This window comes from Nonomuraea rhodomycinica (assembly GCF_013363995.1).
Lineage (GTDB): Bacteria > Actinomycetota > Actinomycetes > Streptosporangiales > Streptosporangiaceae > Nonomuraea > Nonomuraea rhodomycinica.
Genome location: NZ_JABWGO010000008.1, coordinates 357,664 through 379,359, shown reverse-complemented (window position 1 = coordinate 379,359; position 21,696 = coordinate 357,664). Strand labels below are relative to the sequence as shown.

Sequence of the window (21,696 nt, the reverse complement as noted above, 5' to 3'; positions counted from 1 at the left end):
CGACGGCGTGAGTGCGGGGAATGCTGGTGCTGGACGTGAATTTGGCAGATCATGCCCGTGTGCGGCCGCTGCCCGACGGCCCGGCTGAAGAGGGGCTTCCATGGTTTTTGGCTGGACCAAACACGGCGACGGCAAGCATCTGGCTCCCGGCGAGGTGGTCAGGCCGGACGAACGGCTGACCTGGCCGCGCATGATCGGCTTCGGTGCGCAGCACGTCGTGGCCATGTTCGGCGCCACCTTCGTCTTCCCCCTGGTCATGGGGCTCGACCCGAACATCGCGATCATGATGTCCGGCGTCGCGACGATCCTGTTCCTGCTGATCGTCAAGGGCCGCATCCCCAGTTACCTCGGCACCAGCGCCTCGTTCGTGGGCGGCGTGCTCGCGATCCGCGCGATCGCCGGCGGCGACACGGCCGGGGCCGACGCCGTGGTCACGGGCGCCATCCTCGTCGCGGGCCTCGTGCTCGCCCTGGCCGGGCTCGCGGTGCACTTCCTCGGCGTCCAGGTCATCCACAAGATGTTCCCGCCCGTCGTCACCGGCGGCGTCGTCATGCTCATCGGGTTCGGGCTGGCGTACGTGGTGGCCGACGTGTACTGGCCGCAGGACCAGTGGATGGCGCTGGTCACGATGCTGGTGACGTTCGTGCTCGTGGTGGCGTTCAAGGGGTTCGTCGGCCGGATCGGCATCCTCGTCGGCCTGGTGATCGGGTTCGTGCTGTCGTGGGCCGCCGACAAGGTGTTCGGCCAGGTGCCCGCCTACACCGACGGCGCGATCCACCTCGCCCCCCACTACCGGGTGGACCTCGGCAAGGTCGCCTCGGCGCCGTGGGTCGGGCTGCCGGACTTCCACCTGCCCGACATCCGCTTCTCCGCCGCGCTCCTCGTGCTGCCCGCCGTCATCGCGCTGATCGCCGAGAACATCGGCCACGTCAAGGCCGTGGGCGAGATGACCGGTGTCGACGTCGACCCGTACGTGGGCCGGGCCATCGCCGCCGACGGCCTGACCACCGCGGTCGCCAGCGCGGTCGGCGGCTCGCCCACCACCACCTACGCCGAGAACATCGGCGTCATGGCCGCCACCAAGGTCTACTCCACGGCCGCCTACTACATCGCGGGCGTCATCGCGATCCTGTTCGGGCTGAGCCCGAAGTTCGGGGCGCTGGTGTCGGCCACGCCGTCCGGCGTGCTGGGCGGCGTCACGGTCATCCTGTACGGCATGATCGGACTCCTCGGCGCCAAGATCTGGGTCGAGAACCGGGTCGACTTCTCCGATCCGCTCAACATGGTGCCCATCGGCGCCGGCATCATCCTGGCGGTCGGGCCGGTGAAGTTCCTGATCAGCTCCGACTTCCGGCTGGAGGGCATCGCGCTCGGCACCATCGTGCTGGTGGCCGGGTACCACCTGCTGCGGGTGATCTCCGGTCGCCCGGTGCCCGTGCCGGCGCGGCCCGGTGCGGAGGGCGACGACGGGAGGGACGCCGGGTGAAGCCGCCGCCGTTCACCTACCACGCCCCCCGCGACCTGCGCGCGGCGCTGGACCTGCTGGCCGAGGTGGACGGCAAGGTGCTCGCCGGAGGCCAGAGCCTGATCCCGCTGCTCAACATGCGGCTGGCCGCCCCCGCCCACGTCGTCGACGTCAACCGCCTGCCGGGTCTGTCCGGGATCGAGGCGGGCCCCGGGGGTGTGACCGTGGGGGCGCTGGCGCGGCAGGCGGAGGTGGCGCGCGCGGGCGTCCACCCGCTGCTCGGGCAGGCGCTGCGGCTCGTCGCCCACCCGGTCATCCGCAACCGCGGCACCGTCGTGGGCAGCCTGGTGCATGCCGACCCGGCCGCCGAGCTGCCGGCCGTGCTGGCGGTGCTGGGAGGGTCGGTACGGCTGGCCCGCCGCGCCCCCGGCGGCTCCGGGGAGCCGGCCGTGCGGGAGGTGGCGGCGGACGCGTTCTTCGCCGGCCCGCTGGAGTCGGCCGCCGAGCCGGGGGAGCTGGCCGTGTCGGCGTTCTTCCCGGCGCTGCCCCCGAGGTCGGGGTCGGCGTTCGAGGAGGTGGCCCGGCGGCACGGCGACTACGCGCTGGCCGGCGTCTGCGCCGTCGTGACCCTGGACGAGGACCTGCACGTCGCCGCGGCCCGCGTCGCCTGCGTGGGGGTCGGCCCGGTGCCGGTCGTGGCCGACGTGAGCGAGGTGTGCGGGCGGCGGCCCGCCGCCACGGTCCCGTGGGAGGCGGTCACCGAGGCCGTCCGGCGGGCCGTGGAGCCGGAGGACGACATCCACGCGAGCGCCGCGTACCGGCTGCACCTGGTGGGTGTCCTCGCCGAGCGGGCCCTGCGGGAGGCGGCGGCCCGCGCGGCCGCCCCGCCGTGAGCGGCGGGCGAGGGGCCGTGAGCGGGAGGCGAGCAGGGGAGTACGGGCGGCGCGACGGTGAGCGCGCCGCGAGGCGCGGGTGAGGAGAGCGGTGGAGCACGAGATCACGCTGGTCGTGAACGGCACCGCCCGCCGGGCGCGGGTGCCGGGGCGGCGGCTGCTGTCCGACTGCCTGCGCCACGACCTGGGCCTGACCGGCACCCATGTGGGCTGCGAGCACGGCGTCTGCGGCTGCTGCACGGTGCTGCTCGACGGCGAGCCGGTGCGCTCGTGCCTGACGCTCGCGGTGACGGTGGACGGCCGGGAGATCACCACGGTGGAGGGGCTGGCCGGGCCGGACGGGCTGTCGCCGGTGCAGCGGGCGTTCGAGGAGTGCCACGCCCTCCAGTGCGGCTTCTGCACGCCCGGCTTCCTCTGCACGGTCACCGCGCTGCTGCGCGACAACCCCGCCCCGGCCGAGGACGAGGTGCTGGAGGGCATCTCGGGCAATCTGTGCCGCTGCACCGGCTACCAGAACATCGTCAAGGCCGTCCACCGCGCCGCCGACCTGCTCGCCGAGGAGCGGCGGTCCTCCGCCGGGCGGCCACCCTCCGCCGGAGAGCCGCCGCGGGACGGGAAGCCGCCGGGAGACGGAGAGCCGCCGAGGGCCGGAGAGGGGCCGAGGGCCGGGGAGGCGTCATGAGCACCAGGTTGTTCGGCGAGCCGGTGCGCCGGCGCGAGGACCGGCGGCTGCTCACCGGCCGCGGCCGCTACGTCGACGACCTGGGCCCGGACGCCCTGGCCGCCGCGTTCGTCCGCTCCCCGCACGCCCGCGCCCGCATCCGCGACATCGACGTCTCCGCCGCCCTCGACGTCGAGGGCCTGGTCGCCGTCTACACCTGGGAGGACCTGCCCGAGCGCGTCGGACGGCCCCTGCCGCTGCTCATCCCGCACCCCGCGCTCACCCACGGCCGCACCGCGTACCCGCTGGCCCGCGACGTGGTCCGGCACGTCGGCGAGCCGGTCGTCATGGTGGTCGCCGCCGACCGCTACCTCGCCGAGGACGCCTGCGCCCTCATCCACGTCGACTACGAGCCGCTCAAGCCGGTCGTCGGCCTGGAGGAGGCGGCGCACGGCGCCCGGCTCGTCCACGACGACGTGCCCGGCAACGTGGGCGCCCGCCTCCTCCAGGAGGTGCCGGGCCGCGACGGCAGGAGCGCCCGCGAGGCCATCGAGGAGGCGCCGCACACGCTGGCCTTCCGGCTGGACATCGAGCGCAGCGCCAGCATGCCGCTGGAGGGCCGCGGCGTCCACGCCCGCTGGGACGGCACCGACCTGCGCGTCCACTCCAGCACCCAGACCTCGACCAGCGTCCGGATGGCCGTGGCCGCCGCGCTCGGCCTGCCGCTGCCGCACGTGGAGGTCGTCGCGCCGGACGTCGGCGGCGGGTTCGGCGTGAAGATCGTCCACCCGTGGCCGGAGGAGATCCTGGTGCCGTGGGCCGCGATGACGCTCGGCCGCGAGGTCAAGTGGAGCGAGGACCGGCGCGAGCACTTCATCTCCTCGGCGCACGAGCGGGCGCAGGTGCAGTACGTACGGGTCGGCTTCGACGACGACGGGCGGGTGCTCGGGCTGGACGTGACGATCCTGCACGACCACGGCGCCTACACGCCGTACGGGATCATCGTGCCGATCATCACCTCCACCCAGCTTCTCGGCCCGTACAAGATCGGCGCCTACCGGGTCGAGTTCTCCTCGATCTACACCAACACCGTGCAGGTCACGCCGTACCGGGGGGCGGGCCGGCCGCAGGGCGTGTTCTGCATGGAACGCACCATGGACAAGATCGCCCGCCATCTCGGCAAGGACCGCACCGAGGTGCGCCGGGCCAACTTCATCGAGCCCGACGAGTTCCCGTACGACCAGGGCATGACCTTCCAGGACGGCCGGCCGCTCATCTACGACAGCGGCGACTACCCGCGGATGCTGGCCATGCTCAAGGAGCTGATCGGCTGGGAGGCGTTCGAGCGTCGGCCCGGGCGCGGCATCGGCGTCGGCTGCTACGTCGAGGGCACCGGCGTCGGCCCGTACGAGGGCGGCCACGTGCAGGTCACCTCCGACGGCTGCGTCCACGTCTCCACCGGCCTCACCTCGCAGGGGCAGGGGCACGAGACCGTGTTCGCGCAGATCGCCGCGAGCGAGCTGGGCGTGCCCATCGAGCGGATCTCGGTGGTGACCGGCGACACGCGCCGGTTCGGCTACGCGGTCGGCACGTTCGCCTCGCGGGCGGCCGTCGTCAGCGGCAACGCCATCGCGCTGGCCTGCCGCAAGGTGCGGGCCAAGGCGCTGCGCATCGCGGCCGACGCGCTGGAGGCCGACCCGGCCGACCTGGAGATCACCGACGGGACGGTCCACGTCGTGGGCGCGCCGTCGGCGTCGATCCCGCTGGCCACGGTCGCCGTGCTGGCCAACCCGCTGCGCTACGCCTTCGACGAGGAGGCCGCGCGGGCCACCCAGTTCGCGGGCTCGTCCGCGCCCGACCGGCCGCCGGTCGCCGAGGGCGACGAGCCGGGGCTGGAGGGGCGCGACTACTACTCGCCGATCCGCTCCACGTTCGCCGCCGGCATGCACGCGGCGATCGTCGAGACCGACCCGCTCACGGCCGAGGTGCGGGTGGTCAGGTACGCGGTGATCCACGACTGCGGGCGGCTGGTCAACCCGATGATCGTCGAGGGGCAGATCCACGGCGGCGTCGCGCAGGGCGTCGGCGGGGCGCTGTACGAGCGCATGGTGTACGACGGTGACGGGCAACTGCTCAACGCCTCGTTCATGGACTTCCTCATGCCGTACGCCACGGAGGTCCCGCGTATCGAGACCGGGCACCTGGAGACGCCGTCGCCGCTGAACCCCCTGGGTGTGAAGGGCGCGGGGGAGGCGGGGGTCATCCCGGTGTCGGCGGTCATCGCCTCGGCCGTCGAGGACGCCGAGGGCTTCCCCGTGGACCGGATGCCGATCTCCCCGTCGGAGCTGTTCGACCTGCGACGCCGGCACGCGGAGGGCTGACGGCGGCACGCGCACGGCTGACGGCGGCGCGCGGACGGCCGACGGTCACGCGCGGGGCGCCGCGGGGGCGCCCGGCCGCGCGAGACGACGGGAGCCGGCGTGAGATGATCGGCCACCATGGCGACACAGGCCGGGCACGACACACCCGCACGGGACGGTGGCAGCACGGGGAAGAGCCCCCTGGCGGGGCCGGACGACGACGGCGCGCCGACGGGGCTGCGCGCGCCCGGGGCGGGGCTGACCGAGATCCCCGCCACGGCCGGCGACCTGGCCGGGGCGCGCGTGATCGACCTGGCGTGGAACGAGCTGTCCGAGCTGCCCGGCTGGATCGGCGGCCTGACCGGCCTGCGCGAGCTGAGGCTCGACGGCAACCGGCTGACCTCCGTGCCCGACCTGACCGGCCTGGCCGGGCTGCGCGCGCTGCACCTCGACGGCAACCGGCTGAGCGCCGTCCCGGACTGCCCGCCCGGCCTGGAGACGCTGTTCCTGTACGGCAACGCCGTCGAGGCCCTCCCCGAACGGTTCGGCGGGCGGCTGCGGCACCTGTCGGCGGGCGGGAACCGGCTGACCGCCCTCCCGGCGGGCCTGTGGGAGGAGACCGGGCTGGAGTCGCTCAACGTGGCCGAGAACCGGCTCACCGAGATCCCGCCCGCGATCGGCCGGCTGACCCGGCTGCGCATGCTGGACCTCGGCCACAACCACCTCACCTCGCTGCCGTCCGAGCTGGGCGACCTGCCCCTGACCGACTACCTCTACCTGAGCGACAACCGGCTCACCGAGGCGCCCGCCTGGCTCGGCCGGCTCGACCGCCTCGCCTACCTGGGCCTCACCGACAACCTGCTGACCCGGCTGCCCGAGGAGATCGGCGGGATGGCGGCGCTGGTCGAGCTGCGGCTGTACGGCAACCGGCTGGCGGAGCTGCCCCGCTCCATCGGACGGCTGGGCCGGCTGCGGGAGCTGCACCTGCGCGGCAACCGGCTGACCGCCCTGCCCGCGACGATCGGCGACCTCGCCGGGCTGCGCCATCTCGACCTGCGCGACAACCGCCTCACGGGGCTGCCCGAGGAGCTCGGGCGGCTCGACCGGCTCGCCACGCTCGACCTGCGCAACAACCGGCTGAGGCGGCTGCCGGACGGCCTGGCCACGCTGCCCGCGCTGGAGAAGCTCGACCTGCGCTGGAACAAGCTGGACCCGGAGGGCGACGGCGAGCCCGAGCCGCTGCGCCGGCTGAGGGAACGCGGCTGCGTCGTCCTGAGGTGACCCGGCCGCACCACCGTCACGTCCTCATCGCGAAGCAGGGGCGATTTCGGGGCGGAACCGGCTGAACCACCCCCGCAAACGGTGCGTATCTCGGCACATGACGACACTTCCACGTCTGGCCGCCTCTGCGCTGCTGGTCGGACTCGTCGCCGCCTGCTCGTCCGGCGGGGCCGGGGCCGGCGGCGGCCAGTTCGCCGCCGGCGTCCAGCAGGGCGGCGCCAAGGCCGCCGCGCCCGCGAAGATCTACACGGTGGAGCAGCTCGCGGCCAAGGTCGGCTGCAAGCCCAAGATGCAGGTCGACGCCGCCGACATCCGCACCGGCTACTGCAAGACCAAGGTCGGCGAGTTCTTCGTCAACACCTTCAGCACCGAGGAGGGCAAGGACGAGTGGATGGACCGGGCGCCTGAGTACAACCCGCACCTGGTCGGGCCCCGGTGGACCGTGCTGTCCAGCCTCAAGGTGCTGCGCGCGCTCCAGAAGCCGCTCAACGGCGACCTGCACCTCAAGGACCACCGCACCAAGTCGCCGACGCCGTCGCCGCCCGCGGCGGACGACGGCGGCGACACCGGCGGCTACTGACGGCGGTTACCGACGGCGGCTACCAACGGCGCTCCGGGTGGCCGCGACGCGCGCGGCCACCGGCGGGGCGGCCACCGGCGGGGCGTCCACCGGCCGCGAGGGTCAGCGCGGCAGGGCGACCCGCTTGCGGAACACCCAGTACGTCCACGCCTGGTAGGCGAGCACGAACGGCAGCGTGATGAGGCCGATCCAGGTCAGCATGGTCAGGGTGTAGGGGGCGGAGGCGGCCTCGGCCAGCGTGAGGCCGGGCAGCGGCGCCTCCTTGAGGCGCAGGAACACCGCCGCCGAGGTCAGCGCGATGCCCGCGGCCGTGGCGGTGAACGCCCAGCCCTCGCGCCGCCGCCAGATCAGCGCGGCCGCCGCCGCCAGCGCCGCCATGGCCGCCAGCGCCGGCACCGTGGCCGCGCCGGACACCGAGGCCAGCGTGGACAGAGCCACCACGGCCAGCGGCAGCGCCGCCGCGCCCGTCGCCAGCGCCGCCACGCGGGCCCGCCGGCGCACCCGGCCCTCGGTGCGCAGCGCCAGGAAGACCGCGCCGTGCAGCAGGCTCAGCGCCAGCGTGAACGCCCCGCCGAGCAGCGCCGGGAGCGCGCCGTCGAGCAGCAGGTCGGCGAAGATCGCGCCCCACAGGAACGCCGGCAGCGCGCTGCCCACCACGATGCCGAGGTCGCACCACGCCGGGTTGGCGACCTTGCCGCGCCACTCCAGCCCGACGCCGCGCACGATGAGCCCGGCCAGCACGAGCACCACCGGCAGGTAGAAGGAGCTGAGCAGCCCGGAGTACCAGGCGGGGAAGGCGGCGAACATCGCCCCCACCGCCGTGATCAGCCACACCTCGTTGCCGTCCCACACGGGGCCGATGGTCTGCAGGCTCTGCCGCTGCTCGTCGTCGTCGCCGCCCACGAACGGCGCCAGCATGCCGACCCCGAAGTCGAAGCCCTCCAGCACGAAGTAGCCGGTCCACAGGAAGGCGATGACCAGGAACCACAGGTCGATCACGGTCTTCTCCTCAGTACATCAGGGACGGTTCGAGCCGCTCGGCCGGGACCTCGGCGGGCGCGGGCTCCTCGGGGCCCTTGCGGACGTGCCGCACGAGCAGCACGGCCTCGGCCACGGCGAGCCCGCCGTACAGGAGGGTGAACAGCGTCAGCGACAGGGCGACCTCGGTGAGGCTCACGCCGGGCGAGACGCTGGCGGCGGTCAGCAGCTCGCCCGCGACCGTCCACGGCTGGCGGCCGACCTCGCTCAGCAGCCAGCCCGCGATCACCGCGAGCAGCGGCAGGGGCAGCGCCAGCACGAACAGCCGGGCCAGGAGCCGGGGCATCGGCCGGCGGCGCCGGGTCAGCCACAGGCCGAGCACCGACAGCCCCACGGTGCTCAGGCCGAAGGCGAGCATCACCCGGTAGGACCAGAACACCACGCTCTGGTCGGGACGGTAGTCGCCGGGGCCGAACCGCTCCTCCAGCCTGCGCTGGATGTCCTCGGTGCCCTGGACGGTCGCGTCGAGGTCGCCGGTCGACAGGAAGCTGAGCACCTTGGGGATCTCGATCCCTGGCACGAGGGTGAACCCGGCGCCCGCGGTGTCACGCTCCAGGCCCTCGGCGGAGGCCAGCTTCATCGGCTGCTGCTCGTAGGCGAGCTTGCCGGACAGGTCGCCGCTGCCGGCCACGACGAGCCCGGCCACCGCGGTCATGACCAGCGCGGCCCGCGCGGCGCCGCGCCACATGCCGTCGCGGGTGCGCAGCAGCCACCAGCAGCTCACCGCCAGCACGAAGCCGCCCGCCACGATGAACGCCGCCCCGATCACGTGCGGCACCTGGGCCAGCGCGGTGGAGTTGGTCAGCACGGCCCACAGGTCGGTCATCCGGGCCCGGCCGTCGACCACCTCGTAGCCCACCGGGTGCTTCATCCAGGCGTTGGCCGCGAGGATGAAGTACGCCGACAGGTTGGAGCCGATGGCGGCGGCCCAGATGCACGCCAGGTGCACCCGCTTGGGCAGCCGGTCCCAGCCGAAGATCCACAGTCCCAGGAACGTGGACTCCATGAAGAACGCCAGCAGCGCCTCCATGGCCAGCGGCGCGCCGAACACGTCACCGACGAAGGTGGAGTACTCACTCCAGTTCATCCCGAACTGGAACTCCTGCACGATGCCGGTCACCACGCCCATGGCGAAGTTGATCAGGAAGAGCTTCCCGAAGAACTTGGTCAGCCGGAGGTAGTGCTCCTTGCCCGTGCGGTGCCACGCGGTCTGCAGCCCGGCCACGAACACGCCCAGGCCGATCGTCAGCGGCACGAACAGAAAGTGGTAGACGGTGGTCACCCCGAACTGCCACCGCGCTAGGTCTAGTGCGTCCATCTTCCCCTCGCCGGTCCCGGCGCTCTACAAGCCGTAGTACATCTACTTCAAGTAGTACTACAGGCCGTAGAGCAACGTGCTGCGATCTTCGTCACAGCGCGCTCACTCCTCGGTGTCCAGTGAGGATGTCGCAGCGGGCGGGGGCTTCGCGTCAGCCCGTGGGCTGATTCCCGGCTAAGCCCCGCGACGGACCCCGGGACGCGACGCGTACCGCTCTCTGGCAGGTGTTGCCCTTATCCCGGGGCGGGTCCGTGCTTAGGGTGGCGATGTGAAGGTCGCAGGTAGCGCCGTGATCGGCGTCGACAGAGATCGGGTGTGGGCCGCGCTGCGGGACCCGGCGGTGCTGGTGCGCACCATCCCGGGCTGCGAGCGGCTGGAGGAGAGCGGGCCCGACACGTACCGGATGACGGTGAACGCGGGCGTGGCCTCGGTCAGGGGCGTCTACCAGGGCGAGGTGGCGCTCGCCGACCCGCTCGCGCCGGAGAGCTTCGTGCTGCGGGCGCGCGGCCAGGGCGCGCCGGGGACCGTCGACGCCACGGTGCAGGTACGGCTGAGCGAGGTGGACGGGGGCACCCGGGTCGACTACGACGCCGACGCCGTGGTGGGCGGCATGATCGGCGGGGTCGGGCAGCGGATGCTGGGCGCGGTGGCGCGCCGCACGGCGGGGGAGTTCTTCTCCGCGGTGGACCGGCTGCTCAGCGGACCCGCGCAGCCGTCCGCCGCGCAGCCGTCCGCCGCCGTGCCCGTGGGGGCGCCCGGCGCGGGCGGGGCGGAGGCCGGCTCGGGCGCTGTCGCGGTGGCCGCGCCGGGGACGGCGGTCCGCGAGCGGCCGGCCGTCCACGAGCGGCCCGCGGGGGAGCGCGCCCCCTCGGTCCGCACGGAGACGCGGCCGTGGGTGATGCTGGCCTCGTTCGGGACGGGGGCCGGGGTGGCGCTGACGGGCGTCGCGGTGGGCTGGCTCCTCGCCCGCTCGGGCCGCCGCCACTGAACGGGCGGGCGTGGGGGCCCGCGGGAAAGCGGCGGGTGCGGGGCCTGCGGGTATGGGGGTTTCGGCTCTCGCGGAAAAGGATCTCCGGGCGTAGCGTGGCGGTATGCGGCAGGCACATGCTGAAGACGCGCGGACCGAGGCCAGAAGAGTCGTGAGCACCCTGTTGGGCACCGAACGCCCCACGGCCGAGGCGCTGGTCGGCGACGCCCGCGCCGAGCTCGGCGACGAGCGCGCCGGCCGCTGTCTCGACCTGGCGCTGGGCGCCGGCCTGACGCGGCGGTCGGCCGAGCTGGCCGCCATCGCCGCGCTGCTGGTCGGCACGCGCGACCTGGGCGCGCAGTGGTGGGGACGCCCGCGCGGCGGCAAGCTCCCGGCGCCGGACGAGGTGCTCGGCACGGCCGTGGCGATCGAGCCGTGGACCGACCTGACCGCCCTGGAGATGCTGGCCGCCTGGATGGCGGACGACGCCGCCGACGCGCTGTGGGGCTCACCCGTCGCCGAGGTGGACCTGAACTCGTGGCAGGCCGAGGATCGGTTCGACCTCCCCGGCGGGGTGCGGCCGGGAGATCGGCTGGTCGTGCACTTCGACGCCGGCGGGCGGCTGGACGCGGTGGTCACGCGCCGGCCCGACGACGAGCTGGGCTCCAACCTCGACTTCCAGTCGCTGCGCTACTCCCGTCCGGCCGAGGCGCAGTGGAGCTGGGGCGTGGCCGCCGGGCTGGGGCCGCACCGGCTGCCCGGCGAGGACCCCGACCCGTACGCCCGGGAGGTGGACGGGGACGCGGCCGAGATCCTGCGCGACTGGGCCGTGCGGCACGGGGCCACGCTGGAGCAGGTGGGCGAGCCGTGGCGGACGGTCGGCGAGGTGGTGGCGGCCATCGAGCGGGCCGACTGGATGTGGCGCAGCGGCGAGTGGTTCGGCTGGTGGCGCGGGGCGTCGGCGCTGGTGGACGACTCGGCGTACCTGCCGTTCCGGCTGGAGGAGCTGGCCTCCGGCTGAGCGGCTCCCGGCACGGCGGTGCCGGTCATTTCCGATTTTTCCGGAATGACCGCCGTCGCGGGGCGGTTGGCGATGTGCATGAAGGTGGAAATATTCTCCGACGTCGTCTGCCCGTGGTGCTACATCGGCCACACCCGCTTCGCCCGCGCGGCCGAGCGCTTCCGTGCCCGCGGCGGCACGCTGGAGATCACGATGCGGCCGTTCCAGCTCAACCCCGACGCCCCCGCCGAGGGCGAGCCGCTGCTGGACGCGCTGGCGCGCAAGTTCGGCCCGAACGCCGCCCAGATGACCGGCCGGGTCACGGAGGTGGCCGCCGGCGACGGCCTGGAGCTGCGCTTCGACGACGCGGTCAGCGCCAACACCTTCGAGGCCCACCGGCTGGTCGAGCTGGCCACCCGCCAGGGCCGCGGCGAGGAGATGGCCGAGCTGCTGTTCCGCGCCCACTTCACCGACGGGCTGAACGTCGGCGACCCCGACGTGCTCGCCAAGCTGGCCGCCGAGGCCGGGGTGCGGGACACCGGCGAGGGCGCCGACGAGGTGCGCGAGCAGCTCTCCCGGGCCGCGGGGCTCGGGATCAGCGGGGTCCCCCTCTTCCTGTTCGAGGGCACGTTCGCCGTGTCGGGAGCACAGCCGGAGGAGACGTTCGACGCCGCCATCGCCGAGGTGGCCGAGCGGACCGGGCAGACCCCCGTCACGCTGCTCGCCGCCCCCGCGGACGGCTGCGACGACGGCTTCTGCGCCGTCTGAGGACGAGCCCCTACGCGGTGCCCTCGCCCAGCAGGCCCGAGCGGTGGTGGCGGCGGCAGAGCACCTGGTAGCGGACCGGCGAGCGGTCCGTGTCGCCGATCACCACCTGCTCGCCCGTCCTCACCAGCTCGCCGCCCACGATCCGCCCGTTGAGCAGGCCCGGCCGCCCGCACCAGCACAGCACCTCGACCTGGAGCCGGCACACCTCGTCGGCCAGCTCGAACAGCCGCTGCGCCGCCGGGAACATCACCGACCGGAAGTCCGAGGCCAGCCCGAACGCGTACACGTCCACCCCGTGGTCGTCCACCAGGTCGGCGAGCTGCTCGATCTGCGCGACCGTGTAGAAGCACGCCTCGTCGCAGATGAGATAGTCGACGGAGTCGTGCGCGGTGACCAGCGCGACGAGGTCCAGGGAGTCCTCGACCTCGATCGCCTCCAGGCCGAGCCCTATCCTGCTGGTGACCTGGGGGCCGCCGGACCGGTCGTGCTTGGTGAGCACGAGGCCGCGCCTGCCCTGGCGGCTGTGGTTGTAGTTCATCTGCAGGGCCAGCGTGGACTTGCCGCAGTCCATGGGGCCGAAGAAGAACTTGAGCACCGCGTCGCGGGCACCAGGGGGAACGGGGGACAAGGCAGACAGGTCGGTCACGGGGTGCCACCTTAGCGGGCTTGGCGTGCTCCCTGACCTCATGGGAGATTTCTCCCCTGAACCTCAGGAGGAAGCGTGGTCACAGACAGGGGCCGGTCGGCGCGGGGCCGGCATGCGTAACGTGCGCATCGGCGTCGACACCGGCGGGACCTTCACCGACGTCGTGGCGGTGGACGAGGACACCGGTGAGATCGTCACCACGAAGACGCCCTCCACCCCGGCCAACCCGGCCGACGGCTTCGTCACGGGCGTGCGCAAGCTCGGCGAGCTGGACGTGACCTCGGTCGTCCACGGCACCACGGTGGCCACCAACCAGCTCCTGGAGGAGCGCGTCGAGGGGCTCGGGTTCATCACGACCGAGGGCTTCGAGTTCGTCCTGGAGATCGGCCGGCAGAGCGTCCCCGACGGCTACGGCAACTCCTACTTCTGGGTCAAGCCGCCGCGCATCGTCCCCGTGCACCTGGTGCGGACCGTCGGCGGCCGGCTCGACCACACGGGCGCCGAGGTGCGCCCCTTCGCCGAGGACCAGGCCGTCGAGGCGGCCCGCTGGTTCCGGGCCCGCGGCGTCACCGCCATCGGCGTCTGCTTCCTGCACTCCTACGCCAACCCGGAGCACGAGCGGCGCATGCGCGACGTGCTGGCCCGCGAGCATCCCGACGCGGTCGTGTCGATCTCCAGCGACGTGCTGCGCGAGTACCGCGAGTACGAGCGATCGGTCACCACCCTCGTGGACGCCGCGGTCAAGCCGGTCATGCGCCGCTACCTCGCCGAGCTGTCGCAGCGCCTCGGCATGCCGTTCTCCGTGATGAAGTCGAACGGCGGCGTGCTGTCGGCCCGCGAGGTCGTCAACCAGCCGATCACCACCGTGCTGTCGGGGCCGGCCGCGGGCGCGCTCGGCGCCGCGATGCTGGCCGCCAACGCCGGGCACCCGTCGGTGATCACGCTGGACGGCGGCGGCACCTCCACGGACGTCGCCGTGGTGATCGACGGCGAGCCGTCCGTCACCACCGAGGGCACGGTCGGCCGCTTCCCGGTCAAGATCCCCATGATCGACATCGTGACCGTCGGCGCGGGCGGCGGCTCGATCGCGTGGATCTCGCCCGAGGGCACGCTGAAGGTCGGCCCCCGGTCGGCCGGCGCCGACCCCGGGCCGCTGTGCTACGGCCGGGGCGGCACGGAGGTGACGGTCACCGACGCGCACGTCTTCCTCGGCCGCGTCCCGCCGCACCTGCTCGGCGGCGAGATCCCGCTCGACGCGGACGCGGCGCGGGCCGGCGTCGAGGCCCTGGCCGGCAAGCTCGGCCTCAGCCCCGAGCGCACCGCCACGGGCATCCTGGAGATCAGCGCCTTCAACCAGAGCAACGCGATCCGGCAGATCACGGTCAAGCGCGGGCTGGACGTGCGCGACTTCCCGCTCGTGACGTTCGGCGGGTCGGGTCCGCTGCTGGCCTGCCGGCTCATCGACATCCTGGGCCTGCCCGCCGTGGTGGTGCCGCCGGAGCCGGGCAACGTCTCCGCGTTCGGGCTGCTCACGGTGGACGTCAAGAACGACTACGTGCGCACGTACGTGACCCGCGACCTGTCGCTCCAGGCCGCGGCGCGGATCTTCGGCGAGCTGGCGGAGGAGGCGGCGCGGGCCCTGGAACGCGAGGGGTTCGACGAGCCGGTCCACGCCCGCAGCGCCGACCTGCGCTACCACGGCCAGGCGTACGAGGTGCGCGTCCCGGCCCCGCCGGGCCCGATCGACGAGGCGTGGCGCGCGCAGGTGGTCGAGCGCTTCCACGACGCCCACGAGCGCCTGTACGGCTACGCCTACCGCGACGACCCGCGCCAGGGCGTCGAATGGGTCAACCTCCGGGTGTCCGGCATCGGGCCGATCGCCCGGCCGCCGATCCGGCGCCGGCCGTACCCGCGGACCGAGGCGGTGAGCGCGACGCGGAAGGTGCGCTTCGAGGAGGAGCACGACACGCCGATCCTCCAGCGGGCCGCGCTGGAGGCCGGGGCCGTGGTCGAGGGTCCGGCGGTGATCGAGGAGTACGGCTCGACCATTCCCGTCCATCCGGGGTTCACCGCGACGGTGGACGCTTTCGGCAATGTGGAGGTGCGGCGTGGCTGACCCGATCCTCGTCGAGATCGTCGAGGGCACGCTCGCGTCGGTGGAGAGGGAGGTCGAGACCGCGATCGCCCGGACCGCCCGCTCGCCGATGATCCGCGACGCCCACGACTTCCGCGCGGGCATCCACGACGCGCGGCTGCGCAAGCTGACCGGGCGCTCCTACAGCGCGCTCGTCCAGCCGGTCGTGCGCGACTTCCCGGTGGAGACGATGCGGCCCGGCGACGTCTACTTCCACAACGACGTCTACCTGTCCGAGGGCGGCATCGGCCACCTGCCCGACCTGTGCGTGACCGTCCCGGTCTTCCACGAGGACGAGGTGGTGGCGTTCGTGCAGGCGTTCGGCCACCACGACGACATCGGCGGCTCCGTGCCCGGCTCGATGCCCTCCCACGCGCGCAGCGTGTACGAGGAGGGGCTGATGGTCCCGCCGATCAAGCTGCGCGACCAGGGCGTGCCGAACGAGGCCGCGCTGCGCATCATGACCCGCAACTCGCGCATGCCCGACTCGCTGGCCGGCGACCTCGACGCCGAGTGCTCGGCCTGCCTCATGGGCGCGCGCCGCCTGGGCGAGCTGTTCGACCGGTACGGCCGGGCCGCCGTCGAGGAGTGCTTCGACGCGATCATCGACAAGACGACCGAGACGTTCCGCCGGGAGCTGCTGTCGAAGATCCCGGAGGGCGTGTACGTGTGGGAGGACTACGCCGAGCACGACGGCGTGGACGAGCCCCGCCTGCACACCCAGCGGATCACGCTGACGGTGGACCACGCCGCGCGGTCCCCGCTGACGATCGACTTCACCGGCACCTCGCCGCAGGCCAAGGGGCCGATCAACCACGCGGGCGACTACGCCGACGGCGTCTTCCTCAAGAAGTGGCTCGCGCCGGTGCTGCGCAACCTCGCCGACACGCCGGAGCGGATGGCCGAGCTGGACGTCAACGAGGGCGTCGTCCCCCTCATCACGATGATCTTCCCGGAGAAGGGCACGCTGCTGACGCCGGTGTTCCCCGCCCCGACCAACGCCCGCACGTTCGTCATCCTGCGCCTGCTCGGCGTGCTGGCCGGGGTGCTGGCCAAGGCCACGGGGGGCCGCATGCCGGCCGACCAGGAGACGATCCGCTACACCGGCGTGCACGGCGTCGACGCCGACGGCGTGCCGTACCTCATGCGCGAGGTGCTGGGCGGCGGCTCCGGCGGCCGCTGGTACGCCGACGGGGAGGACACCGTCCACGTGGTGCCCGACTCGCGCAACATCCCGGTCGAGTTCGCCGAGGCGCGCTGGCCGTTCCGGGTCGAGCGGCTGGCGCTGGCCTGCGACTCGGGCGGGCCCGGCCTGTTCCGGGGCGGGCTCGGCTACGACAAGCACATCCGGATGCTGCGCGACGCCTCGTACATGTCGATCGCCGACCGGTCGATCTTGTCGTGCTGGGGCGTCAACGGCGGGCTGGCCGGGCGGCCGTTCCGGGTGGAGATCGCCGGCAAGGAGATGGACGGCCTGGTGGACGACCACCCGGTGCAGGCCGGCGAGGTGATCCGCATCCGCACGACGGGGGGCGGCGGCTGGGGCTCGCCGTACGACCGCGACCCGCGGGCGGTGGCGGCGGACGTGCGCGACGGCAAGGTGTCGATCGCCGGCGCGCTGGGCGACTACGGTGTGGTGCTGGACGGCGACCGCATCGACGAGGAGGGCACGGCTCAGTTGCGCGCGAACCTGCGGCCTCCGGCGGGCCGCTTCTTCGATCGCGGTCCCGGATACGCGCGGCTGTCCGGCGGCCGCACCCACGCGGAGGTGGACGACCTGTGACCGGCGCCGAGGGCTCCACGATCCGGCAGATCACCACCAAGATCGTCTACTCCAACCCGTGGATGACGGTCCGCGAGGACGAGGTGGAGCGGCCCGACGGCTCGCGCGGCCTGTACGCCTACATCGACAAGCCGGACTACGTGCTGGTCATGCCCTGGGAGAACGGCGGCTTCCACCTCGTCGAGGAGTACCGCTACCCGGTGCGCCGGCGCACGTGGAGCTTCCCGCAGGGCTCGGCGCAGGCGAGCACGCTGGAGGAGGAGGCCCGGCTGGAGCTGGCGGAGGAGACGGGGCTGCGGGCCGCGCACTGGCGCCGGCTCGGCGCGCTGGACAACGCCCACGGCGTGGCCACCCAGCAGATGCACGCCTACCTCGCGACCGGCCTCGAACCGGGGCCGCCGCGCCGGGAGCACACCGAGCAGGACATGCGCCAGCGGTGGGTGAGCCGGGCGGAGTTCGAGAAGATGGTCCGCGCGGGCGAGGTCACCGACTCGGGGTCGGTGGCGGCGTACACGCTGCTGCTCATGAGCGGCGAGCTCCCCGACTCCTGATCTACTTTGTAAAGGCGCCGGCCCGGACGCCGCTCACGTGCGGTGGACGAGGTCGGCGCGCTCGCGGGTGCCGTCCTCGGCGAACCACGCCTGCTCGGCCTTGAACCAGGCGTGCCACGCCTGCTCCAGGCCGGGACCGTCGCGGCGGAGCACCCGCCGCAGCCGTACGTCCGGCGGCGCCTCGACCCAGACGGTGAACGCGATGAGCCGCGCGGCGGAGCGGCGCGCCGTTCCGACGCCCTCGATCACGAGCGCGGGGGCGACGGGCACGGTGACGGTCTCGGCGTAGGCGCCGCGCGCCCAGTCGTAGCGGCGGTACGCGCCGGGCCGCCCGGCGGCCAGCGGGCGCAGCACGCTCTCCTCCAGGGCGGCGAACCAGGGGCCCGGCCCCTCCTCCCACGGCACGGGGAAGTCGTCGCTGTGGACGACCTGGCAGCCGAGCGCGGCGGCGAGCCGGTCGGCGTACGTGGTCTTGCCCGACCCGGCGGGGCCGTCGACGGCGACCAGCCGGACCGGCCCGCACGACGGTTCGAGCGCCCGGATGCGGCGGGCCAGGGATTGCACCCACCCAGGGTAGGTGAGGTGGGGTGGATGGGGGGAGAATGACGGTTCACCCCCGGAACGTGTGCTGGAGGATGACGTGCTCGGACCGCTCGACGACATCGTGGTCCTGGACCTGTCCAGGGCCCTGGCGGGTCCGCACGCGGCGCAGATGCTGGGTGACCTGGGCGCCAAGGTGATCAAGGTCGAGCATCCGGAGGGCGGGGACGAGTCGCGGCACTGGGGTCCGCCCTTCGTCGGCCCTGATCACGATATTTCGACCTATTTCCTGGCGGCGAACCGGAACAAGGAGTCCATCACCGTCAATCTGAAGTCGGCGGAGGGCAAGCGGCTCGTCGAGCGCCTCGTCCGGCAGAGCGACGTGCTGGTGGAGAACTTCCGCACCGGCGTGCTGGACCGGCTCGGCTTCCCGGTGGAGCGGCTGCACGAGCTGAACCCGCGCCTGGTCGTCCTGTCGATCACCGGGTTCGGGCACGACGGGCCGGAGGGCGGCCGGCCGGGCTACGACCAGATCGCCCAGGGTGAGGCGGGCCTGATGTCGCTGACCGGCCCGTCGCCGGACGAGCCGTACCGGGTGGGCGCGTCGATCGCCGACCTGCTGGCCGGCATCCACGGCGCGTACGGCGTGGCGGCGGCCCTGTACGAGCGGGAGCGCACCGGCAGGGGCCGGGTGGTGCGCACCTCCCTGCTGGCGGCGGTGACCGGGGTGCACTCCTACCACGGCACGGCCTGGACGGTCGGCGGCACGGTGCCGGCGGCGGGCGGCAACCACCACGCCTCCATCACCCCGTACGGCTCGTTCCGCTGCGCGGACGGCATGCTGCAGATCGCGGCGGCGAACGAGGGCCAGTGGCGCAAGGTGGCCGCGCTGCTGGGCATCGACCCGAACCAGCCGCGGTACGCCTCCAACCGGGAGCGGCGGGCCCACCGCGACGAGCTGGTGGCGGACATGGAGCAGGCGCTGGCCGCCCACGACCGGGGGCACTGGCTGGCGCTGCTGGCCGAGGCGGGGGTGCCGGCGGGGGCGATCAGGTCGCTGGACGAGGTCTACACCTGGGACCAGACCCGCTCGCAGGGCCTGGTGGTGGAGGTGGAGCATCCGGTGCTGGGCCGCATCGAGCTGCCGGGCCCGCCGCTGCGCTTCGAGTGGCCGGCGTCAGGCGGGCCGGAGCAGGGAGAACGCGGCGAGGCGCGGCACACGGCGCCGCCGCTGCTGGGCCAGGACGACGCGGCGGTGCTCGCCTGGCTCGAAGATCGCGAGAGATGACGGCCGCGCCGGGGCACCGGCCGGCCCGTTCGTGCGTCAACATTGCAGCAGTGCTTGACACGAAGGAGCCATGGTGAGCCGTCCGGACGCGCGCACGCTGATCGACACGGTCCTCGACAAGGGGTCGTGGACGTCGTGGGACGTGCCGCCGGTCGATCCGGCAGCCCCGGGGTCGTCGTACGCCGAGGAGCTGGCCGCCGCGCGGGCCAAGTCCGGCTACGACGAGTCGGTGATCACCGGTGAGGGGCTGCTGGACGGGCGGCGGGTCGCGGTGGTGGCGAGCGAGTTCTCGTTCATGGCGGGCTCGATCGGGGTGGCGGCGGCCGAGCGGATCACCACGGCGGTGGAGCGGGCGGCGCGGGAGCGGCTGCCGCTGCTGGCGGCGCCGGCCTCGGGCGGCACCCGGATGCAGGAGGGCGCGGTCGCGTTCGTGCAGATGGTGAAGATCACCGCTGCGGTGCAGGCGCACCGGGCGGCGGGGCTGCCGCACGTGGTGTACCTGCGGCATCCGACGACGGGCGGGGTGTTCGCCTCGTGGGGGTCGCTGGGGCACGTGACGGCGGCCGAGCCGGGGGCGCTGATCGGGTTCCTCGGGCCGAGGGTGTTCGAGGCGCTGCACGGCTACCCGTTCCCGGAGGGGGTGCAGCTCGCGGAGAACCTGTTCCGGCACGGGCTGGTGGACGCGGTGGTGCCGGCGGAGGACGCGCGGGAGATGGCGGCGCGGGCGTTGTCGGTGCTGTGCGCCGACACGTCGCGGCTGCGGCCGGGGGAGCCGCCGGAGGAGGACCTGCGTCCGGTGGAGGCGTGGGAGGCGATCAGCAGGTCGCGCCGGGACGACCGGCCGGGCGTGCGGTCGCTGCTGAAGCTGGCGGCGCGGGACGTGACGCCGTTGAACGGCACGGGCGCGGGGGAGAACGATCCGGGGCTGCTGCTGGCGCTGGCCAGGTTCGGCGAGGCGCCGGCGGTGGTGCTGGGGCAGGACCGGCGCAGCCAGCGGTCCAGCGCGCCGCTCGGCCCGGCGGGGCTGCGGATCGCGCGGCGCGGCATGCGGCTGGCGGCGGAGCTGGGGCTGCCGCTGGTGACGGTGATCGACACGGCGGGGGCGGCGCTGTCGAAGGCGGCCGAGGAGGGCGGCCTGGCGGGGGAGATCGCGCGCTGCCTGGCGGACATGGTGTCGCTGGACGCGCCGACGGTGTGCCTGCTGCTGGGGGAGGGGGCGGGGGGTGCGGCGCTGGCGCTGCTGCCGGCCGACCGGGTGCTGTGCGCGCAGCACGCGTGGCTGTCGCCGCTGCCGCCGGAGGGCGCCTCGGCGATCCTCTACCGGTCGGTCGACTTCGCCCCGGAGATCGCGCAGGCGCAGGGGGTGCGGGCGACGGACCTGCGCCGTGCGGGGATCGTGGACCGGGTGATCCCGGAGCGGCCGGACGCGGCCTACGAGCATCGGGCGTTCTGCGAGCGGGTGGGGCGGGCGCTGGAGCACGAGATCGCCGGGCTGCTGCCGCAGCCCGTGGGGGACCGGCTGGCGACCCGGCTGGCCCGCTACCGCAACCTGGGGCTCTGACGCTGGGGGACGGCGGGAGGGGTCAGGGCACCGGGATGCGTTCCACGCGGATGGAGAAGACCTCCTCGCGGGGCACCACGACCTCGTAGGCGCCGTGGTCGACCATCCAGTAGCCGAGGGCCTCGGCCTTCATGCCGCTGTGGCCGAGGTAGGCGATGTGCAGGCCGTCGTCGTCCTCGTCGAGCACGACGCACGGCTCGCCGCCGAACGCGCCGACGGTGCGGATGAGGACGAGCCACTCCAGCTCGTCGCGGCGGACCTCGCGCCGCCAGTAGCCGGAGGCCGCCTCGAAGCCGTCGAGTTCGTCCTCGCTGAACAGGACGACCTGGTCGCTTTCGGGGCCGAGGGCGGCGGGCAGGGTGTGCTCGCCGAAGCGGGCGATGAACCCCGACGCCACGGGGGTGAGCTCGTCGTTCATGCGGCGGGCCGCCAGGTGAGTCCGTCGTAGACGGCGAACGGGCGTTCGCCGTCGTCGGTGAGGTGCACGATCTCGGCGCCGGCGGGGATCGGCATGGGGATGGTGTGGAACTGCGGCACCACGTGGTGGGTCGAGGTGGTGAACCCGTTGCCGGCGAACGGCGGCACGTCGCTCCAGTCGCCGCCCATGTGCGGTCCGTACGGGACGACGTAGGTGTCGACGTCTCGCGCGTGCCACCGCATCACGTACAGCTCGGGCACGTCGGCGGTGAGCTCGGACCCGTCGAAGGACAGGTCGAGCCCGAGGTAGAGGTCGCGGGGCGTGGTCAGCCGCGCGCAGTCCTGCACGCGGTAGACGTACCCGGAGATCACCGTGCGCTTGCCCGACAGATAGGGGACGAGCAGACGCGGTGGGACCACCTTCTGCATGTGCGTTCTGCTCACC

20 protein-coding genes are annotated in these 21,696 nt (G+C 73.7%); 14 read left to right on the top strand and 6 right to left on the bottom strand.

Annotated elements, in window-relative coordinates; genetic code table 11:
- The first annotated feature begins 100 nt into the window (after positions 1-100).
- From HT134_RS29835 to HT134_RS29810, 6 genes are all read left to right on the top strand, one after another.
- Entirely contained in the window at positions 101-1,486 is a 1,386-nt protein-coding gene (locus HT134_RS29835) for a uracil-xanthine permease family protein (RefSeq protein WP_175603768.1), read from the top strand.
- Positions 1,483-2,358, top strand: coding sequence for an FAD binding domain-containing protein (locus tag HT134_RS47815; RefSeq protein ID WP_175603767.1), 876 nt, complete (start codon positions 1,483-1,485; stop codon positions 2,356-2,358). Before HT134_RS29835 ends, HT134_RS47815 begins: the two co-directional genes overlap by 4 nt.
- 91 nt (positions 2,359-2,449) lie before the next feature.
- Positions 2,450-3,040 carry a (2Fe-2S)-binding protein gene (locus tag HT134_RS29825; RefSeq protein WP_312888536.1) on the top strand — a complete coding sequence of 197 codons (591 nt, stop codon included), beginning with the start codon at positions 2,450-2,452 and terminating at the stop codon, positions 3,038-3,040.
- Positions 3,037-5,400: an aerobic carbon-monoxide dehydrogenase large subunit gene (cutA, locus tag HT134_RS29820; protein WP_175603766.1), complete on the top strand. Its 2,364-nt coding sequence runs from the start codon at positions 3,037-3,039 to the stop codon at positions 5,398-5,400. The genes HT134_RS29825 and cutA overlap by 4 nt, the downstream gene beginning before the upstream one ends.
- Positions 5,401-5,517: 117 nt before the next feature.
- A complete protein-coding gene (locus HT134_RS29815; RefSeq protein ID WP_175603765.1) occupies positions 5,518-6,660 on the top strand; it encodes a leucine-rich repeat domain-containing protein in 1,143 nt (380 codons plus the stop codon).
- A gap of 97 nt (positions 6,661-6,757) precedes the next feature.
- Positions 6,758-7,240 carry a hypothetical protein gene (locus tag HT134_RS29810; protein ID WP_175603764.1) on the top strand — a complete coding sequence of 161 codons (483 nt, stop codon included), beginning with the start codon at positions 6,758-6,760 and terminating at the stop codon, positions 7,238-7,240.
- 102 nt (positions 7,241-7,342) lie between these two features.
- On the opposite strand, the gene cydB is transcribed toward HT134_RS29810, so the two are convergent.
- Both cydB and HT134_RS29800 read right to left on the bottom strand, forming a co-directional pair.
- Positions 7,343-8,239: a cytochrome d ubiquinol oxidase subunit II gene (cydB, locus tag HT134_RS29805; protein ID WP_175603763.1), complete on the bottom strand. Its 897-nt coding sequence runs from the start codon at positions 8,237-8,239 to the stop codon at positions 7,343-7,345.
- 10 nt (positions 8,240-8,249) lie between these two features.
- On the bottom strand, positions 8,250-9,596 hold the full coding sequence (locus tag HT134_RS29800; RefSeq protein ID WP_175603762.1) for a cytochrome ubiquinol oxidase subunit I: 1,347 nt from the start codon (positions 9,594-9,596) through the stop codon (positions 8,250-8,252).
- A 268-nt stretch (positions 9,597-9,864) separates the two neighbouring features.
- On the opposite strand from HT134_RS29800, the gene HT134_RS29795 reads away from it, so the two are divergent.
- The 3 genes from HT134_RS29795 (at position 9,865) to HT134_RS29785 (ending at position 12,331) form a co-directional block, all read left to right on the top strand.
- A complete protein-coding gene (locus HT134_RS29795) occupies positions 9,865-10,584 on the top strand; it encodes an SRPBCC family protein (RefSeq protein WP_175603761.1) in 720 nt (239 codons plus the stop codon).
- A 151-nt stretch (positions 10,585-10,735) separates the two neighbouring features.
- Positions 10,736-11,584 carry a hypothetical protein gene (locus HT134_RS29790; RefSeq protein WP_312888535.1) on the top strand — a complete coding sequence of 283 codons (849 nt, stop codon included), beginning with the start codon at positions 10,736-10,738 and terminating at the stop codon, positions 11,582-11,584.
- A 78-nt stretch (positions 11,585-11,662) separates the two neighbouring features.
- A complete protein-coding gene (locus tag HT134_RS29785; RefSeq protein WP_175603759.1) occupies positions 11,663-12,331 on the top strand; it encodes a DsbA family oxidoreductase in 669 nt (222 codons plus the stop codon).
- A 10-nt stretch (positions 12,332-12,341) separates the two neighbouring features.
- Here the strand turns inward: HT134_RS29785 and HT134_RS29780 are convergent, their stop codons facing one another.
- On the bottom strand, positions 12,342-12,977 hold the full coding sequence (locus tag HT134_RS29780; protein WP_312888534.1) for a thymidine kinase: 636 nt from the start codon (positions 12,975-12,977) through the stop codon (positions 12,342-12,344).
- Positions 12,978-13,089: 112 nt separating this feature from the next.
- On the opposite strand from HT134_RS29780, the gene HT134_RS29775 reads away from it, so the two are divergent.
- The 3 genes from HT134_RS29775 to HT134_RS29765 are packed head-to-tail and all read left to right on the top strand — an operon-like array spanning position 13,090 to position 17,445.
- Positions 13,090-15,093 (top strand): hydantoinase/oxoprolinase family protein, encoded by a 2,004-nt coding sequence (locus HT134_RS29775; RefSeq protein ID WP_175603757.1) that lies wholly within the window; start codon positions 13,090-13,092, stop codon positions 15,091-15,093.
- Positions 15,086-16,894: a hydantoinase B/oxoprolinase family protein gene (locus HT134_RS29770; RefSeq protein ID WP_312888533.1), complete on the top strand. Its 1,809-nt coding sequence runs from the start codon at positions 15,086-15,088 to the stop codon at positions 16,892-16,894. The genes HT134_RS29775 and HT134_RS29770 overlap by 8 nt, the downstream gene beginning before the upstream one ends.
- A complete protein-coding gene (locus tag HT134_RS29765) occupies positions 16,891-17,445 on the top strand; it encodes an NUDIX domain-containing protein (protein ID WP_312888532.1) in 555 nt (184 codons plus the stop codon). Before HT134_RS29770 ends, HT134_RS29765 begins: the two co-directional genes overlap by 4 nt.
- A gap of 33 nt (positions 17,446-17,478) precedes the next feature.
- Here HT134_RS29765 and HT134_RS29760 read toward each other — a convergent pair whose 3' ends face one another.
- Complete coding sequence (locus tag HT134_RS29760) at positions 17,479-18,009, bottom strand: uridine kinase family protein (protein WP_312888531.1); 531 nt, start codon at positions 18,007-18,009, stop codon at positions 17,479-17,481.
- Positions 18,010-18,085: 76 nt separating this feature from the next.
- Here HT134_RS29760 and HT134_RS29755 point away from each other — a divergent pair, with 76 nt between their 5' ends.
- Entirely contained in the window at positions 18,086-19,273 is a 1,188-nt protein-coding gene (locus tag HT134_RS29755) for a CaiB/BaiF CoA transferase family protein (protein WP_175603754.1), read from the top strand.
- A 70-nt stretch (positions 19,274-19,343) separates the two neighbouring features.
- Complete coding sequence (locus tag HT134_RS29750; protein WP_175603753.1) at positions 19,344-20,834, top strand: carboxyl transferase domain-containing protein; 1,491 nt, start codon at positions 19,344-19,346, stop codon at positions 20,832-20,834.
- Between the two features lie 22 nt (positions 20,835-20,856).
- On the opposite strand, the gene HT134_RS29745 is transcribed toward HT134_RS29750, so the two are convergent.
- Both HT134_RS29745 and HT134_RS29740 read right to left on the bottom strand, forming a co-directional pair.
- On the bottom strand, positions 20,857-21,252 hold the full coding sequence (locus HT134_RS29745) for a UCP033725 family protein (RefSeq protein WP_175603752.1): 396 nt from the start codon (positions 21,250-21,252) through the stop codon (positions 20,857-20,859).
- Positions 21,249-21,695 carry a hypothetical protein gene (locus HT134_RS29740; protein ID WP_312888530.1) on the bottom strand — a complete coding sequence of 149 codons (447 nt, stop codon included), beginning with the start codon at positions 21,693-21,695 and terminating at the stop codon, positions 21,249-21,251. Before HT134_RS29740 ends, HT134_RS29745 begins: the two co-directional genes overlap by 4 nt.
- Position 21,696 lies beyond the last annotated feature (1 nt).